The sequence below is a fragment of the Amorphoplanes digitatis genome (assembly GCF_014205335.1).
GTDB lineage: Bacteria > Actinomycetota > Actinomycetes > Mycobacteriales > Micromonosporaceae > Actinoplanes > Actinoplanes digitatus.
Genome location: NZ_JACHNH010000001.1, coordinates 465,384 through 479,377, shown reverse-complemented (window position 1 = coordinate 479,377; position 13,994 = coordinate 465,384). Strand labels below are relative to the sequence as shown.

Annotated in this window: 15 protein-coding genes; 11 read left to right on the top strand and 4 right to left on the bottom strand. The window is 73.3% G+C overall.

What is annotated here, in order from left to right; translation table 11 throughout:
* Positions 1-68: 68 nt before the first annotated feature.
* From BJ971_RS02245 to BJ971_RS02230, 4 genes are read left to right on the top strand one after another with little or no spacing between them, the layout of a single operon-like run.
* A complete protein-coding gene (locus tag BJ971_RS02245; protein WP_184989231.1) occupies positions 69-1,484 on the top strand; it encodes an AlkA N-terminal domain-containing protein in 1,416 nt (471 codons plus the stop codon).
* Positions 1,481-1,990, top strand: coding sequence for a methylated-DNA--[protein]-cysteine S-methyltransferase (locus BJ971_RS02240; RefSeq protein ID WP_184989229.1), 510 nt, complete (start codon positions 1,481-1,483; stop codon positions 1,988-1,990). The genes BJ971_RS02245 and BJ971_RS02240 overlap by 4 nt, the downstream gene beginning before the upstream one ends.
* Positions 1,987-4,518 (top strand): valine--tRNA ligase, encoded by a 2,532-nt coding sequence (gene valS / locus BJ971_RS02235; protein ID WP_184989226.1) that lies wholly within the window; start codon positions 1,987-1,989, stop codon positions 4,516-4,518. The genes BJ971_RS02240 and valS overlap by 4 nt, the downstream gene beginning before the upstream one ends.
* Positions 4,519-4,541: 23 nt before the next feature.
* On the top strand, positions 4,542-5,090 hold the full coding sequence (locus tag BJ971_RS02230) for a hypothetical protein (RefSeq protein WP_184989223.1): 549 nt from the start codon (positions 4,542-4,544) through the stop codon (positions 5,088-5,090).
* Positions 5,091-5,097: 7 nt separating this feature from the next.
* Here BJ971_RS02230 and BJ971_RS02225 read toward each other — a convergent pair whose 3' ends face one another.
* A complete protein-coding gene (locus BJ971_RS02225; protein WP_184989219.1) occupies positions 5,098-5,820 on the bottom strand; it encodes a hypothetical protein in 723 nt (240 codons plus the stop codon).
* Positions 5,821-5,873: 53 nt separating this feature from the next.
* Here BJ971_RS02225 and BJ971_RS02220 point away from each other — a divergent pair, with 53 nt between their 5' ends.
* On the top strand, positions 5,874-7,016 hold the full coding sequence (locus BJ971_RS02220; RefSeq protein ID WP_184989216.1) for a DNA recombination protein RmuC: 1,143 nt from the start codon (positions 5,874-5,876) through the stop codon (positions 7,014-7,016).
* Here the strand turns inward: BJ971_RS02220 and BJ971_RS02215 are convergent.
* On the bottom strand, positions 7,013-7,999 hold the full coding sequence (locus tag BJ971_RS02215) for a 4-hydroxy-3-methylbut-2-enyl diphosphate reductase (protein WP_184989213.1): 987 nt from the start codon (positions 7,997-7,999) through the stop codon (positions 7,013-7,015). The two genes, BJ971_RS02220 and BJ971_RS02215, sit on opposite strands and share 4 nt — an antisense overlap.
* A 79-nt stretch (positions 8,000-8,078) precedes the next feature.
* On the opposite strand from BJ971_RS02215, the gene BJ971_RS02210 reads away from it, so the two are divergent.
* The 4 genes from BJ971_RS02210 to BJ971_RS02195 are packed head-to-tail and all read left to right on the top strand — an operon-like array spanning position 8,079 to position 10,627.
* A complete protein-coding gene (locus tag BJ971_RS02210; protein ID WP_184989209.1) occupies positions 8,079-8,600 on the top strand; it encodes a hypothetical protein in 522 nt (173 codons plus the stop codon).
* A gap of 54 nt (positions 8,601-8,654) precedes the next feature.
* A complete protein-coding gene (locus BJ971_RS02205; RefSeq protein WP_184989205.1) occupies positions 8,655-9,191 on the top strand; it encodes a hypothetical protein in 537 nt (178 codons plus the stop codon).
* Positions 9,192-9,200: 9 nt separating this feature from the next.
* Complete coding sequence (gene xseA / locus BJ971_RS02200) at positions 9,201-10,427, top strand: exodeoxyribonuclease VII large subunit (protein ID WP_184989202.1); 1,227 nt, start codon at positions 9,201-9,203, stop codon at positions 10,425-10,427.
* Positions 10,424-10,627 (top strand): exodeoxyribonuclease VII small subunit, encoded by a 204-nt coding sequence (locus BJ971_RS02195; protein ID WP_184989199.1) that lies wholly within the window; start codon positions 10,424-10,426, stop codon positions 10,625-10,627. The genes xseA and BJ971_RS02195 overlap by 4 nt, the downstream gene beginning before the upstream one ends.
* Before the next feature lie 36 nt (positions 10,628-10,663).
* Here the strand turns inward: BJ971_RS02195 and BJ971_RS02190 are convergent, their stop codons facing one another.
* On the bottom strand, positions 10,664-11,218 hold the full coding sequence (locus tag BJ971_RS02190) for a DUF4245 domain-containing protein (RefSeq protein ID WP_239087477.1): 555 nt from the start codon (positions 11,216-11,218) through the stop codon (positions 10,664-10,666).
* 98 nt (positions 11,219-11,316) lie between these two features.
* Between BJ971_RS02190 and glpX the strand changes: the two genes are divergently transcribed.
* Positions 11,317-12,342, top strand: coding sequence for a class II fructose-bisphosphatase (gene glpX, locus BJ971_RS02185; protein ID WP_184989193.1), 1,026 nt, complete (start codon positions 11,317-11,319; stop codon positions 12,340-12,342).
* On the top strand, positions 12,339-13,310 hold the full coding sequence (locus tag BJ971_RS02180; RefSeq protein ID WP_239087476.1) for a DMT family transporter: 972 nt from the start codon (positions 12,339-12,341) through the stop codon (positions 13,308-13,310). Before glpX ends, BJ971_RS02180 begins: the two co-directional genes overlap by 4 nt.
* Here the strand turns inward: BJ971_RS02180 and BJ971_RS02175 are convergent.
* On the bottom strand, positions 13,297-13,959 hold the full coding sequence (locus BJ971_RS02175) for a rhomboid family intramembrane serine protease (protein WP_184989190.1): 663 nt from the start codon (positions 13,957-13,959) through the stop codon (positions 13,297-13,299). The two genes, BJ971_RS02180 and BJ971_RS02175, sit on opposite strands and share 14 nt — an antisense overlap.
* Positions 13,960-13,994: the final 35 nt, after the last annotated feature.

Below are 13,994 nucleotides of genomic sequence, written 5' to 3'. Positions count from 1 at the left end.
ATACGTCGCCACGGCAATGTCCGAATCCCGCCAGCAGTCGGCCCGCCCGTTGGCGCAGACTCGGTCGCATGGAGTTGGACTTCGAGCGTTGCTACCGGGCCGTGGACAGCCGCGACCAGCGCTTCGACGGCTGGTTCTACACCGCCGTGCGCACGACCGGCATCTACTGCCGCCCGTCCTGCCCCGCCGTCACCCCCCGGCGGGAGAACGTCACCTTCTACCCCAGCGCCGCCGCCGCGCAGCGCGGCGGCTACCGGGCCTGCCGCCGCTGCCGTCCCGATGCCGCGCCCGGCTCACCCGAGTGGGACGTGCGGGCGGACACCGTCGGGCGCGCCATGCGGCTCATCTCGGACGGCGTCGTCGACCGCGAGGGCGTGCCGGGGCTGGCGAGCCGCCTCGGCTACACCGAGCGGCACCTCAACCGCATGCTCGGCGCCGAGCTGGGCGCCGGGCCGCTCGCGCTGGCCCGGGCGCAGCGCGCACAGACCGCGCGCGTGCTCATCGAGACCACCGACCTCGGCCTGGCCGAGATCGCGTTCGCCGCGGGCTTCGGCAGCGTGCGCCAGTTCAACGACACGATCCGCGCGGTGTACGCCCGGTCGCCGGGCGAGCTGCGGCAGCGCCGGACGGTCCGGCGGCCCGAGGCGGGCACCATCACGCTGCGGCTCGCGTACCGGGCGCCGCTGCACGCCGGCGCGTTGCTCGGGTTCCTGGCCGCCCGCGCGCTGCCGGGCATCGAGGACGCCGGCGTCACGACGTACCGGCGGGGATTGAATCTGCCGCACGGCAGCGCGACCGTCGCGCTCGAGCCCGGCGACCGGTGGGTCTCCGCCACGCTGCGGCTCACGGACGTCCGCGACCTCGCGCCGGCGGTCGCCCGCTGCCGCCGGCTCTTCGACCTCGACGCGGACCCGGTCGCCGTCGACGGCACGCTGGGTGCGGATCCCGCGCTCGCCGCGGCGGTGCGCGCCGAGCCGGGGGTACGGGTACCGCGCGCGGCCGACGGCTTCGAACTCGCCGTACGGGCGATCGTCGGCCAGCAGGTCTCGGTCGCCGGTGCCCGCACGACGCTGGGCCGCCTGCTGGGTCCCGCCACGCCCGGCGAGTTGCGCGGCTTTCCCAGCGCCGAGTCCGTCGCCGAGCTGCCCGACGAGGCGTTCCGGATGCCGGCGAGCCGGCGCGAGACCATCCGGGCGCTCGCCGGGGCTGTGGCCGACGGCAAGCTGGACCTGGAGCCCGGCGCCGACCGGGAGGAGTCCGTCGCCCGGCTGATGGAGCTCCCCGGCATCGGCGCCTGGACCGCCGGCTACGTGGCGATGCGTGCCATCGGCGACCCCGACGTCTTCCTGCACACCGATGTGGCGGCACAGCGCGGCGCGAAAGCGCTTGGCCTGCCGCACTCCCCCCGCGCCCTGGCCGCGCACGCCGAGAGCTGGCGGCCCTGGCGCTCCTACGCTCTGATGCGACTCTGGAGGTCAGCATGATGCGGCACACGACAATCGACACCCCGGCCGGACCGTTCACCTACCTGGTCAGCGACGCCGGCGCCGTGCGGGCCTCGGGCTTCACCGCCGAGATCGATGAGCTGCTCCCGCTCGTACACGCCGGGCTGCGGGAGGAGACGCGGCCCGCCGCGTCGCCCGGGCCGGTTGGCGACGCGGTCCGCTCCTATCTCGACGGCGACCTCACCGCGATCGACGACGTGGTGGTCGAGCAGCGCACCGGCGGGCCGTTCCTGAGCCACGCCTGGCGGGTCATGCGCGACATCAAGGCGGGCGAGCCGGTGACCTACACCGCGTTCGCGGAGCTGGCCGGGCGGCCGGCGGCGGTGCGCGCGGCGGCGACGGCCTGCGCGCGCAACGCGGCGGCGCTGTTCGTGCCCTGCCACCGGGTGCTCGGCACCGACGGCACGCTGCGCGGATATCGCTGGGGACTCGACGTCAAAACCTGGCTGCTGCGGCACGAGCAGGGCCGTAGCATCGCTGCATGACCGATACGGGCAGGACCGCGCGCGCCGGTCTCCCCGAGCGTCCGTCGCTGGACGGCCTCGAGGAGAAGTGGGCGAGCCGCTGGCAGGAGGAGGGCACGTACACGTTCGACCGCGACAAGGCGCGGCCGGACGTGTACGCGATCGACACGCCTCCGCCGACCGTATCGGGCGAGCTGCACATGGGACACGTCTTCTCCTACACGCACACCGACACGGTCGCGCGGTTCCAGCGGATGCGCGGCAAGACCGTCTTCTACCCGATGGGCTGGGACGACAACGGGCTGCCCACCGAGCGGCGGGTGCAGAACGTCTACGGCGTCTACTGCGACCCGTCGCTGCCGTACGACCCGGGGTGGCAGCCGCCCGCGACGCCGCCGAAGCCGGCCGTCGCGGTGTCGCGGCGCAACTTCGTCGAGCTGTGCGGCCGGCTCACCGTCGAGGACGAGAAGGCGTTCGAGGCGCTGTGGCGCCGGCTCGGGCTGTCGGTCGACTGGGCGATGACGTACACGACGATCGGCGCCCGGTCGCAGGCCGTCTCGCAGCGCGCGTTCCTCGGCAACCTCGCGCGCGGCGAGGCGTACACGGCGGAGGCGCCGACGCTCTGGGACGTCGGCTTCCGCACCGCGGTCGCGCAGGCCGAGGTCGAGGATCGGGAGCGGCCCGGCGCGTACCACCGGCTGCGCTTCCACGGCCCGGACGGGCCGGTCGAGGTCGACACGACGCGGCCCGAGCTGCTGCCGGCCTGCGTCGCGCTGGTCACCCACCCGGAACATCCCCTGGTGGGCCGGACCGTGCGCACGCCGTTCTTCGACGTCGAGGTCCCGGTGCACGCCCACCCGCTCGCCGAGGCCGGCAAGGGCACCGGAATCGCGATGGTCTGCACGTTCGGCGACCTGACCGACGTCATCTGGTGGCGCGACCTCCACCTGGAGACCCGGGTCGTGCTGGGCCGCGACGGCCGTTTCCTGCCGGACCGGCCGGCGGGCGTTCCGGACGCGGCGTACAAGCCGTTCGCCGGCCTGAGCGTCAACGCCGCCCGGCGCGAGATCGTCCGGCTGCTGGCCGAGACCGGTGACCTGATCGGCGAACCACGGCCGATCACCCACCCGGTCAAGTTCTACGAGCGGGGCGACTCGCCGCTGGAGATCGTCACCAGCCGGCAGTGGTTCATCCGCAACGGCGGCCGGGACGCGGGGCTGCGCGACGAGCTGCTGGCCGGCGGGCGGGAGCTGACCTGGGTCCCGGACCACATGCGACACCGCTACGACCACTGGGTCAACGGGCTCACCGGAGACTGGCTGATCAGCCGGCAGCGCTTCTTCGGCGTGCCGATTCCGGTCTGGTACCGGCTCGACAACGCTGGCGAGCCGGACTACGGCCAGCTTCTCATACCGGATGTTTCGGCGCTGCCGGTTGACCCATCCTCGGAGTGTCCGCCGGGCTTCGAGGAGTCCCAGCGCGACGCACCGGGCGGCTTCACCGCCGACCCGGACGTCATGGACACCTGGGCCACGTCGTCGCTGACCCCGCAGATCGCCGGCGGCTGGGGCGACGACGAGGACCTGTTCGGCCGGGTCTTCCCGATGGACCTGCGCCCGCAGGGCCAGGAGATCATCCGGACCTGGCTGTTCTACTCGGTGGTCCGCTCGCGCTTCGAGCACGGGACTCTGCCGTGGAAGACCGCGGTGCTCTCCGGCTGGATCCTCGACCCGGACCGCAAGAAGATGTCGAAGTCCAAGGGCAACGTCGTCACGCCGATGGACCTGCTGGTCGAGAACGGCTCGGACGCGGTGCGGTACTGGGCGGCCAACGGGCGGCCCGGCGCCGACCTGGCGTTCGACCCGGCGCAGATCAAGGTCGGGCGGCGGCTCGCGACCAAACTGCTCAACGCGTCGAAGTTCGCGCTCGGCCTCGGCGCCGCGGACGCGCTGCGGCAGCCGGTCACGGCCGGGCTGGACCGGGCGGTGCTGGCCCGGCTCGCCGAGGTCGTCGACGTCGCGACGGCCGCGTTCGACGCGTACGACCACACCGCCGCGCTCCAGGCGAGCGAGGCGTTCTTCTGGACGTTCTGCGACGACTACATCGAGATGGTCAAGGACCGGGCGTACGCCGAGGGTCCGGGCGGCGACTCGGCCCGGGCGGCGCTCGCGGCCGGGCTGTCCGTGCTGCTGCGGTTGTTCGCGCCGTTTCTGCCGTACACGACCGAGGAGATCTGGTCCTGGTGGCGCTACGGCTCGGTGCACCGCGCCACCTGGCCGACCAAGTACGAGCTGATCCGGGTCGCGCCCGACGGCGACGCCACCCTGCTCGACCTGGCCGGGGACGCCCTGCGTCAGGTGCGCCGGGCCAAGTCGGACCGCAAGCTGTCGATGAAGGCGGACGTCCCGCTCGCGGAGGCGCTCGGTCCGGCGGCGATGCTGGAGCGGCTGGCGCTGGTCGAGGGCGACCTGAAGGCGGCGGGCCGGATCGGCGAGCTCGACATGCTCCCGGACCGCACGGCGGAACTCGTGATCGCCTGCGCGTTCTGAGCGGCCACGGCAGCATGGGAACCATGTCGATCCCGCCCGACGAGGTCGAGGCCCCGGCCGACGACGCGGTCCTCTTCCGGTCCTCGCCGTGGCGGACGTTCGCGCTGATGTTCGCCGTCGTGCTGGTCGCCTACGTGGTCGTGTCGCCGTTCGTCAATCTCCTGCTGAACGTCCCGCACGACCCGTGGTCGTCCATCGTCGCGCAGGGCGCGGTCATCGGGGCCCTGGTAGCCGGCGGCTACGAGCTGTCGGCCCGCTCGGCGCTGCCGACCTGGGTCCGTGCCTCGTCGGGCGGCCTGGAGGTGGCCGCGCAGGGCAGCGACCCGGTGCTGCTGGCCTGGCCGGACATCGACCACGTGGTGGTACGCCGGGACGGCCTGCGCACGGTCCTCGACGTGACCCCGGTCGACCTGGACCGGGTCCATCCGGTCTCGGAGGAGGACGAGGGCTGGCCGGCGATCCGCGACGACGACGACGACCCCAAGGGCCGGCCGGCCTTCACCGCCGACCTGACCGAGGTGTGGCCGGGCCCGCGGGCGCTACGCCGCGAGCTCGCCCGCCGCATGCACTGATCGCCGCTCAGAAGTCCCCGCCGCCGAAATCGCCACCACCGAAGTCCCCGCCGCCGAAGTCGCCACCACCGAAATCGCCGCCGCCGAAGTCCCCGGCCTGGTCCATGCCGTCGTAGCCCATGTCGCCGAATTCCGGCGAGAACAGCGCGTCGAAGATCAGCATGCCGCCGAGGACGCCCGCGCCGGCGCCGAGTGCCGTGCCCCAGACCGGCGTCGAGTACCAGCCCGACGGCACCGGCCGGCCCTGCACCCGACCGCCCGGGTAGTAGTAGGGCGTGGCCGGGCCCGGCTGCGGGCCCGCCCGGTACCGGTGGCCCTGCACGTTGACCTCGCGCTCGCGGGTCAGCTCGCCCGCGCCGCGCGCGGCAGCCAGCGGCGGCAGCTCCGGCCCCGGGTCGAGGCCCATCGCGACGCGGGCCGCGCGCGCGTAGGCCAGGCCCTCCAGCGCCGACTCGCGGGCCAGCTCGAACTGCCGCACCGACGCGGCCTGCTGGAGCTGGCCGCCGGCCGCGTTGTAACGCTCGCCCGCGTCGGCCAGCGCCTGCCGGGCCGCCGGCTCGTCGCCGTGCAGGTTCATCAGCTGGCCGCCGAGCCGCTCGTACCACCGCTGCGCCTCGGCCCGGGCGTCGGCCAGCCGCCGCTGCTCCCGGGCGGCGGAGCCACGCCGCACCGCCCCGGCGATCACAACCACCAGGATCAGGATCAGGAAGAGCAGCAGAAACGCCTTCATGACTCGACGGTACCCGCGGGAATCCAACCGGGGTCTCTGGCAAGCTCCGATGCGTGACCTTCTCGACTCTCGCCGTGGTGATCATCTGTCTGGGTGTCGGTGGTGCGCTCGGCTGGCTGGCCGGGCGCCTGCGCGCCGCCACCGACATCGCCCGGCTGGAGGCGACCCTGGCGGCCGGCCGCGAGGGCGAGGCCCGGATGGAGCAGTCGCTGCGCGCGCTGTCCTACGAGGCGACCGCGCAGTCCCAGGAGGCCGTTGCCCGCGCGGTGGGCCCGCTGCACGAGACCCTGCAACGCTACGAGCTGCGGGTGGCCGAGCTCGAACGCGACCGGGTGGACGCCTACGCCGAGCTGCGCGAACAGGTCCGGTCCATGGGCGTGGTCTCGGGCGAGCTGCGGGTCGAGACGAAGCAGCTTGTCGCGTCGCTTCGGGCGCCGCAGGTGCGCGGCCGCTGGGGCGAGCTCCAGCTGCGGCGCATCGTCGAGGCGGCCGGCCTGCTCGAGCACTGCGACTTCGCCGAGCAGGTCACCGGCGCGACCGACCACCAGGGCGTTCGGCCCGACATGCTGGTGCGCCTGCACGGCGGCCGCTGCGTGGTGGTGGACGCCAAGGCGCCGTTCGACTCCTACCTCTCGGCGATGGAGGCCCGCGACGAGCGCACCCGCGACGCACACCTGGACCAGCACGCGCGGGTGCTGCGCGGGCACGTGGACGCGCTGTCGGCGAAGGCCTACTGGACCGCGTTCGACCAGTCACCGGACTTCGTGGTGCTGTTCGTGCCGGCCGACCCGTTCCTCGACGCGGCCCTGCAACGCGACGCGTCGCTGATGGAGCACGCGTTCTCCCGCAACGTGGTGCTGGCGACCCCGGCGACGCTCGTCGCCCTGCTGCGCACGGTGGCCTACTCGTGGCGGCAGGAGGCGCTGGCCCGCAACGCGCTGGCGGTGCACAGCCTGGCCCGCGAGCTGTACGGCCGGCTGGCCACGCTCGGCGACCACGTCGGCAAGCTGGGCAGCTCGCTGAGCGGGGCGGTGACGGCGTACAACCGCGCCGTCGGCTCGCTGGAGTCGCGGGTACTGGTCAGCGCCCGCAAGCTCGCGGAGATGGGCGTCTCGGACGACGAGCTCGTCGTGCCGGCACAGGTGGAGCTGACGCCCCGCCAGCCACAGGCGCCGGAGCTGGTCGACGAGCTTTAGCCCCGGGCGGCCGCGGCGGCCTTCATGTCGCGGCGCAGCTCCTGCGGCAGCGAGAAGGTCAGCCGCTCCTCGGCGGTGGTGAACTCGGTGACCTCGCCGAAGCCCCGCTCCGCGAGGTGGGCGAGCACCTCCATGACCAGGTCGTCGGGGACGCTGGCGCCGGAGCTGACGCCGACGGTCGTCGCGCCCTCCAGCCACTCGTCCTTGATCTCGGAGGCGTAGTCGACCAGGTGGCCGGCCCGCGCACCCGCGCCGAGCGCCACCTCGACCAGGCGCACCGAGTTGGAGGAGTTGGTAGAGCCCACGACGATCACCACGTCGCACTCCGGGGCGATCTCCTTGATCACGTGCTGGCGGTTCGACGTGGCGTAGCAGATGTCGTCGCTGGGCGGCGACTGGAGCAGCGGTAGCCGCGTCTTGAGCCGGGCGACGGTCTCCATTGTCTCGTCAACCGACAGCGTGGTCTGTGACAGCCAGACCACCTTTGCCGGGTCGCGGACGACGACGTTCTCCACGTCCTCGGGCCCGTCGACAAGCTGGATGTGCGCCGGGGCCTCGCCCGCCGTGCCGATGACCTCTTCGTGCCCCTCGTGCCCGATGAGCAGGATGTCGTAGTCCTCGGCGGCGAACCGCTTCGCCTCGTGGTGCACCTTGGTGACCAGCGGGCAGGTCGCGTCGATCGCCTTGAGGTTGCGCTCGCGGGCCTGCTCGTGCACCTCCGGCGCGACGCCGTGCGCCGAGAAGACGACGGTGGAGCCCTCCGGCACCTCCTCGTTCTCCTCCACGAAGATCGCGCCGCGGGCCTCGAGCGTGGTGACCACGTGCTTGTTGTGCACGATCTGCTTGCGCACGTAGACCGGGGCGCCGTAGAGCTTGAGCGCCTCCTCGACGGTCTGCACGGCGCGGTCGACGCCGGCGCAGTAGCCCCGCGGCTTGGCGAGGAGCACACGCTTGCGAACTGGGCTGGTCGAGTCGGCGGTCACCCGGCCATGGTACGTGCACGCGGCCGCAACGCCTCGGCGTGCGACGGGCACCACAGTCACGACACTGCATACTCGTCCGGTGAATGAGACGAACATGACGGCGCGGCAGCAGGTCGGCGGCGTGGCACGAGGGTCGCTCGGCGCGGTGAGCCTCGTCGGCGGCCTGACCTGGATCCTGCTCAACCTGGACGCGCCACGGCCGGTCCAGGAGATGCTCGTCGGCGTGGTTCTGGCCGCCGGCGGGCTGGTGCTGCTCATGCCGCACCGGGTCGCGCTGCCGGGCCGCGCTACCGCGGCGGCGACGGCCGGCGCCGCGGTCGGCGGCACGCTGGCCGGCGGCCTCGTGACCGGCGTCAGCGTCGGCGGCGCGTTCGCCTACCTCGTCAGCCGCGGCTGGCCGTTCGCCTGGCTGTCCCGGGGCGGGGTCGGCGACGACCGGGCCGCGGCCGAGGAGGCCGCGAACCGGGCGAACTGGCACATCGACGCCGTCAACCTCGTCGCCGACCTCTACTTCTGGGCGTTCGCCGGCCTGCTGGTCGTGGCGGCCGCCGTGGTGATCCGCCGCGCCGGAGCGCGCCGCGAGGCCGCACCCCAGTCCTGATCAACAGATCGCGTTTCCGCACGTGACGGCGGTGGCGGGCGCGATACTCAGGCGATGAGCGCCGTAGGTGACGCGGGATATCCGGCCGGGCACGCGGCGGGCCGCCTGCTGGGCTCCTTCTGGTCGGCGCTGCGGCTGTTCGTCGGCTGGTTCAGCATCGCCATCGGCATCCTCAACCTGCTCGTCGAGCTGGACCGCGGCGGCTCGGGCGACGGCGCCTACCTGGCGTTCCACATCATGCTCGTGATCGGCGGCGTGCTCCTGGTCTCGTTCACCACCGTCGGCGCCGGCGCGGGCGTCGCCGGCTACTGCGCCGGCGGCGCGGTGCTGGCGGGCGGCATGATCCTCAGCGGCGTGCGGGCGTTCGACGCGGCGTGCTGCATGACCGCGTACGCGGCGCGGCACGGCTACCCGTTCACGTTCGCGGCCCGTGACGCCGGCCGCTGGCACCTCGACGGGCCGCACCTGCTCGCCGACCTGCTCTTCTGGGGGTACGCGGGCCTGATCGTGCTGGTCGCGGTGGCATCCGTGCGCCGGGCCGTGCGGCGCACCGCGCCGCGGGATGACGGGCCCGGCTCAGACAGGGCCTAGGCTGGCCGGGTGACTCAGCCCGAGACGCCGCCTGCGAAGTCGAGCGCCGACGAGCCGTGGCCCGTCCGGGTCGTGAGCCAGAAGGTCAGCGCGTGGATCGCCAAGCTCGGCTGGGTCTGGGTCGACGGCCAGGTCGCGCAGATCAGCCGCCGCCCCGGCGCCAGCGTGGTCTTCCTGACGCTGCGCGACCCGGCGGCCGACCTCAGCCTCACCGTGACCGCCCATCGCGACGTGCTCGACGCCGGCGCGCCCGGGCTGGTCGAGGGCGCCAGGGTCACGCTGCACGCCAAGCCCGAGTTCTATCCGGCGCGCGGCTCGCTGAGCCTGCGTGCCGACGAGATCCGCCAGGTCGGCCTCGGTGAGTTGCTGGCCCGCCTCGAGCGGCTGAAGAAGCTGCTCGGCGCCGAGGGTCTCTTCGCCCGCGAGCGCAAGCGGCGGCTGCCGTTCCTGCCGCAGCGGGTCGGGCTGATCACCGGGCGGGCCTCGGCGGCCGAGCGGGACGTGCTGATGAACACCCGGCGCCGCTGGCCGTCCGTGGACTTCCGGGTGATCAACGTGCCCGTGCAGGGTCCGACCGCGGTGCCGCAGATCATCGACGCGCTGAAGGTGCTCGACAACGACGACACCGTCGACGTGATCGTGCTCGCCCGCGGCGGCGGCAGCGTCGAGGACCTGCTGCCCTTCTCCGACGAGGCGCTGTGCCGGGCGGTGTTCGGCTGCCGTACGCCGGTGGTCAGCGCGATCGGACACGAGACGGACGCGCCGCTCGTCGACTACGTGGCCGACGCGCGCGCCTCGACGCCCACCGACGCGGCCAAGCGCATCGTGCCGGACCTGGCCGAGGAGACGAACCTGATCCAGCAGGCGCGGCGGCGGCTGGACCGCGCGGTGATCACCCTGGTGGACCGCGAGGCGCACCGCCTGGAGTCCTGGCGCTCGCGCCCGGTGCTGGCCCGCCCGGAGGCGCTCGTCGAGCAGCGGGCGGCCGAGGTGGCCGCCCTGCGCGACCGCGGGATCCGCAGCCTGGACCAGCGGCTGCGCCGCGCCGACGACGACCTGCGGCACACCCTGGCCCGGCTGCGAGGGCTGTCGCCGATGGCGACCCTGGAGCGGGGGTACGCGATCGTGCAGCGCGCGGACGGCCACGTGGTCCGCGCGGCAGGCGAGGTGGAGACCGGCGACGTTCTCCGGGTACGGCTGGCCGACGGTGAGCTTCGAGCGGGAGTGCGGGAATGACGGACGAGGAACTCAGTTACGAGCAGGCCCGCACCGAGCTGGCCACGGTGGTGGAGCGTCTCGAGCAGGGCGGCAGCTCGCTGGAGGAGTCGCTGGCCCTGTGGGAGCGCGGCGAGAAGCTGGCGGACGTCTGCCAGCGCCGGCTGGACGGCGCCCGCGAGCGCATCGAGGCGGCCCGCGCCGCCCGGGACGGCGGTTAGCCGCCCGGGACGGCGGTTAGCCGCCCGGGACGGCGGTTAGCCGTCCAGGGACGCGGCGAAGCGCTCCAGGCTCTCGGTCTCGGTGGTGCCCACCACGATGATGGTGCGGCCCTTCTCCAGCAGCAGCAGCGCGTTCTCGCCCGGCCGGGCGTCGTAGTGCTGCCAGGTGCGCCCGCCGTCGCGGAAGGTGCCGATCGCCTCGGGGTCGTCGCCCAGCTCGACCGGGATCAGCTTCTCCGTCGGTGCGCTGCTCTCGATGAGCTGGATGGGGTCGGAGTCCGGATCGACGTAGCCGATCCGCAGCGTCGCGCCGTCCTTGCCGCGCTCGAAGGTCGCGCTCACCGTGTGCCAGTCGTCGCCGAGCCCCTGCGGCACGACGACCTCGAAGGCCGCCGCCGCGCGGGCCTGCCGGACGGTCGGCTCGGCGTCGACGCTCACCGGCCGGTCGCCGTCCAGGACGAGCCGGTAGAAGAGCAGCAGCAGCGCGATCGGCACCAGCAGGATGCCGAGCGACATCGCCATGTCCCGCGGTGAGCGCCCACCACGCTTTCCGACGGTGATGGGTTCCGCGGCGGCATCAGGCGTAGTCACCTCCCCATTGTTAACCATGTCGCGGTCGCGGGACTTCGCGCGTCTCCACGTGTGAGGATCGGGGCACCACACCCGCACCGTCGCGAGGAGGCACCCCCATGCCCGTTTCCAACAACCCGCAGGACCTCGACCGCAACATCGCGCTCGACCTGGTACGCGTGACCGAGGCGGCCGCGATGGCCGCCGGCCGCTGGGTCGGCCGGGGTGACAAGGAGGGCGGCGACGGCGCTGCCGTCGACGCCATGCGCAAGCTCATCAACTCGATCCAGATGCGCGGCGTCGTCGTCATCGGCGAGGGCGAGAAGGACAACGCCCCGATGCTGTTCAACGGCGAGGAGGTCGGCGACGGCACCGGGCCGGAGGTGGACGTGGCGGTCGACCCGGTCGACGGCACGACGCTGATGAGCAAGGGCATGCCGGGCGCGGTCGCCGTGCTGGCGGTCGCCGAGCGCGGCGCGATGTTCGACCCGAGCGCCGTCTTCTACATGGAGAAGATCGCCGTCGGGCCGGACTGCGCCGACGTCATCGACATCAACGCCGGCGCGACGGAGAACCTGCGCCGGATCGCCAAGGCCAAGCACTCGAGCGTCTCGGACGTGACCGTCTGCATCCTGGACCGGCCCCGGCACCAGGCGCTGGTCGAGGAGGTCCGGGCGGCGGGCGCGAACATCAAGTTCATCTCCGACGGCGACATCGCCGGCGCCATCTCGGCGGCCCGTGGCTCCTCCGACGTCGACGTGCTGATGGGCATCGGCGGCACGCCGGAGGGCATCACGGCCGCCTGCGCACTCAAGTGCCTCGGCGGCGCGATCCAGGCGAAGCTCTGGCCGCTTGACGACTCCGAGCGCGAGAAGGCCATGGCCGGCGGGCACGACCTGGACCGCGTGCTGACCACCGACGACCTGGTCACCGGCGACAACTGCTTCTTCGTCGCCACCGGGGTCACCTCCGGCGACCTGCTCAAGGGCGTGCGGTACCGCGCCGGCGGCGCGCACACCCAGTCGATCGTCATGCGCTCCAAGAGCGGCACCATCCGGGTCATCGACTCCTACCACCGGCTGGAGAAGCTGGCGCAGTACTCGTCGGTCGACTTCGACGGGCACCTGCCGATGGTGCGCGAGTGACGCAGACCTCGACCGCACCCGCGCCACCCGGATCGGCCGTACCGGCCGGTCGCCGCGTCGCCGGCGTTCTGTTCGCGCTGATCGCGGGGGTCGCACTGGCCGTGCAGTCGAGGATCAACGGCGAACTCTCGATCCGCCTCGGCGACCCGATCGGCGCCGCGGTCGTCTCGTTCGGCTCCGGCCTGCTGGTGCTCGCGGTCCTCGTGCCGCTGCTACCGGCCGGCCGGGCCGGCCTGCGCCGCCTGCGCGACGGTCTGCGGGTACGGCAGATCCGCCCGTGGCAGTGCGTCGGCGGGATGTGCGGCGCCTTCCTGGTCGCCACCCAGGGCCTTACCGTGCCGACGCTGGGCGTTGCCGTCTTCGTGGTGGCGCTGGTCGCGGGCCAGTCCTCGAGCAGCCTGCTGGTGGACCGGGCGGGCGCGGGCCCGGCCGGCCCGCAGCCGGTGACCACGCCGCGGCTGGCCGGCGCGGTCCTGACCGTCTGCGCGGTGCTGCTGGCGGTCGGCGACCGGATCGGGCATCCGAGCGCGCTGGCGCTCGCCGTGCTGCCCCTGCTGGCCGGCGTCGGCATCGCCTGGCAGCAGGCGGTCAACGGCCAGGTGCGGGTCGTCTCGGGCAGCGCGATGGTGGCGGGCCTTGTCAACTTCGCGATGGGCACGTCGGTGCTGCTGGTCGCCCTCGCGGTCTCGGTGACCCTCCGCGGCTTCCCGGGCCGGCTGCCGAGCGGCCCCTGGTGGCTGTACGCCGGCGGCGTCCTTGGCATCGTCTTCATCGCCGTCGGCGCCGCCGTGGTCCGCTACACCGGCGTCCTGCTGCTCGGCCTCGGCATGATCGCGGGCCAGGTCACCGGCGCGCTGCTGCTGGACGGGATCGTGCCGGGCGCGGCCGGCCGGCCGGGCTGGAACACACTGCTCGGCGCCGTGCTCACGCTCGTGGCCGTCGGGGTGGCGGTGCTCAGAGGTCGGTGAGGGTGGTGTCCGGGCCGTACAGGGCCGGTGCCGGGCGCGGGCGGCGCCGGCGGAACAGGATCGCCGAGATCACGCCGCCGAGCAGGCCGAGCAGGTGCCCCTGCCAGGAGATCGGCTGATCGGTCGGCAGCACGTTGTAGAGCTGGTACCAGTAGAGCAGCCCGATGAACGCGGCCACGCCAAGGTTCCACCAGCTGCGCTCCACGAAGCCGCGGGCGAAGAGCAGGCCCAGGTAGCCGAAGACGACCCCGCTGGCGCCGACGACGACGCTGCTCGGGTCGCCGATCAGCCACACGCCGAAGCCGCTGACCAGCACGATCACCAGCGTCGACCAGAGGAAGCGGCGGACGCCGCCGGCCAGCGCGAACGTGCCGACCAGGATCAGCGGGATGCTGTTGCCGTACAGGTGGTCCCAGCCGGCGTGCAGGAACGGGCTGAAGATGACCCCGTCGAGGCCGCTGAGGCGGCGCGGGATGATGCCGCCGGCGACATCAAGGCGGCCGGCGCCGACGCCGACGTCGATCACCTCGATGAGGAACAGCACCGGGATGACGGCGCACATCGCCACGAACGCACGGCCGATCGAGGCGAAGAACGCCTCGGTGCCGAATCTCGCCGCTTGATCCTCGCGCTCCCCGGGGTAACCCATCCCCCGATGGTTACCGATGAGCGCCAGCCCCGCCA

What these genes read in the sequence shown, in the direction of transcription:
- BJ971_RS02245 (WP_184989231.1), top strand. Translation starts at nt 69, where the DNA reads ATGGAGTTGGACTTCGAGCGTTGCTACCGGGCCGTGGACAGCCGCGAC.
- BJ971_RS02240 (WP_184989229.1), top strand. Translation starts at nt 1,481, where the DNA reads ATGATGCGGCACACGACAATCGACACCCCGGCCGGACCGTTCACCTAC.
- valS (WP_184989226.1), top strand. Translation starts at nt 1,987, where the DNA reads ATGACCGATACGGGCAGGACCGCGCGCGCCGGTCTCCCCGAGCGTCCG.
- BJ971_RS02230 (WP_184989223.1), top strand. Translation starts at nt 4,542, where the DNA reads ATGTCGATCCCGCCCGACGAGGTCGAGGCCCCGGCCGACGACGCGGTC.
- BJ971_RS02225 (WP_184989219.1), bottom strand. Translation starts at nt 5,820, where the DNA reads ATGAAGGCGTTTCTGCTGCTCTTCCTGATCCTGATCCTGGTGGTTGTG.
- BJ971_RS02205 (WP_184989205.1), top strand. Translation starts at nt 8,655, where the DNA reads ATGAGCGCCGTAGGTGACGCGGGATATCCGGCCGGGCACGCGGCGGGC.
- BJ971_RS02195 (WP_184989199.1), top strand. Translation starts at nt 10,424, where the DNA reads ATGACGGACGAGGAACTCAGTTACGAGCAGGCCCGCACCGAGCTGGCC.
- glpX (WP_184989193.1), top strand. Translation starts at nt 11,317, where the DNA reads ATGCCCGTTTCCAACAACCCGCAGGACCTCGACCGCAACATCGCGCTC.
- BJ971_RS02175 (WP_184989190.1), bottom strand. Translation starts at nt 13,959, where the DNA reads ATGGGTTACCCCGGGGAGCGCGAGGATCAAGCGGCGAGATTCGGCACC.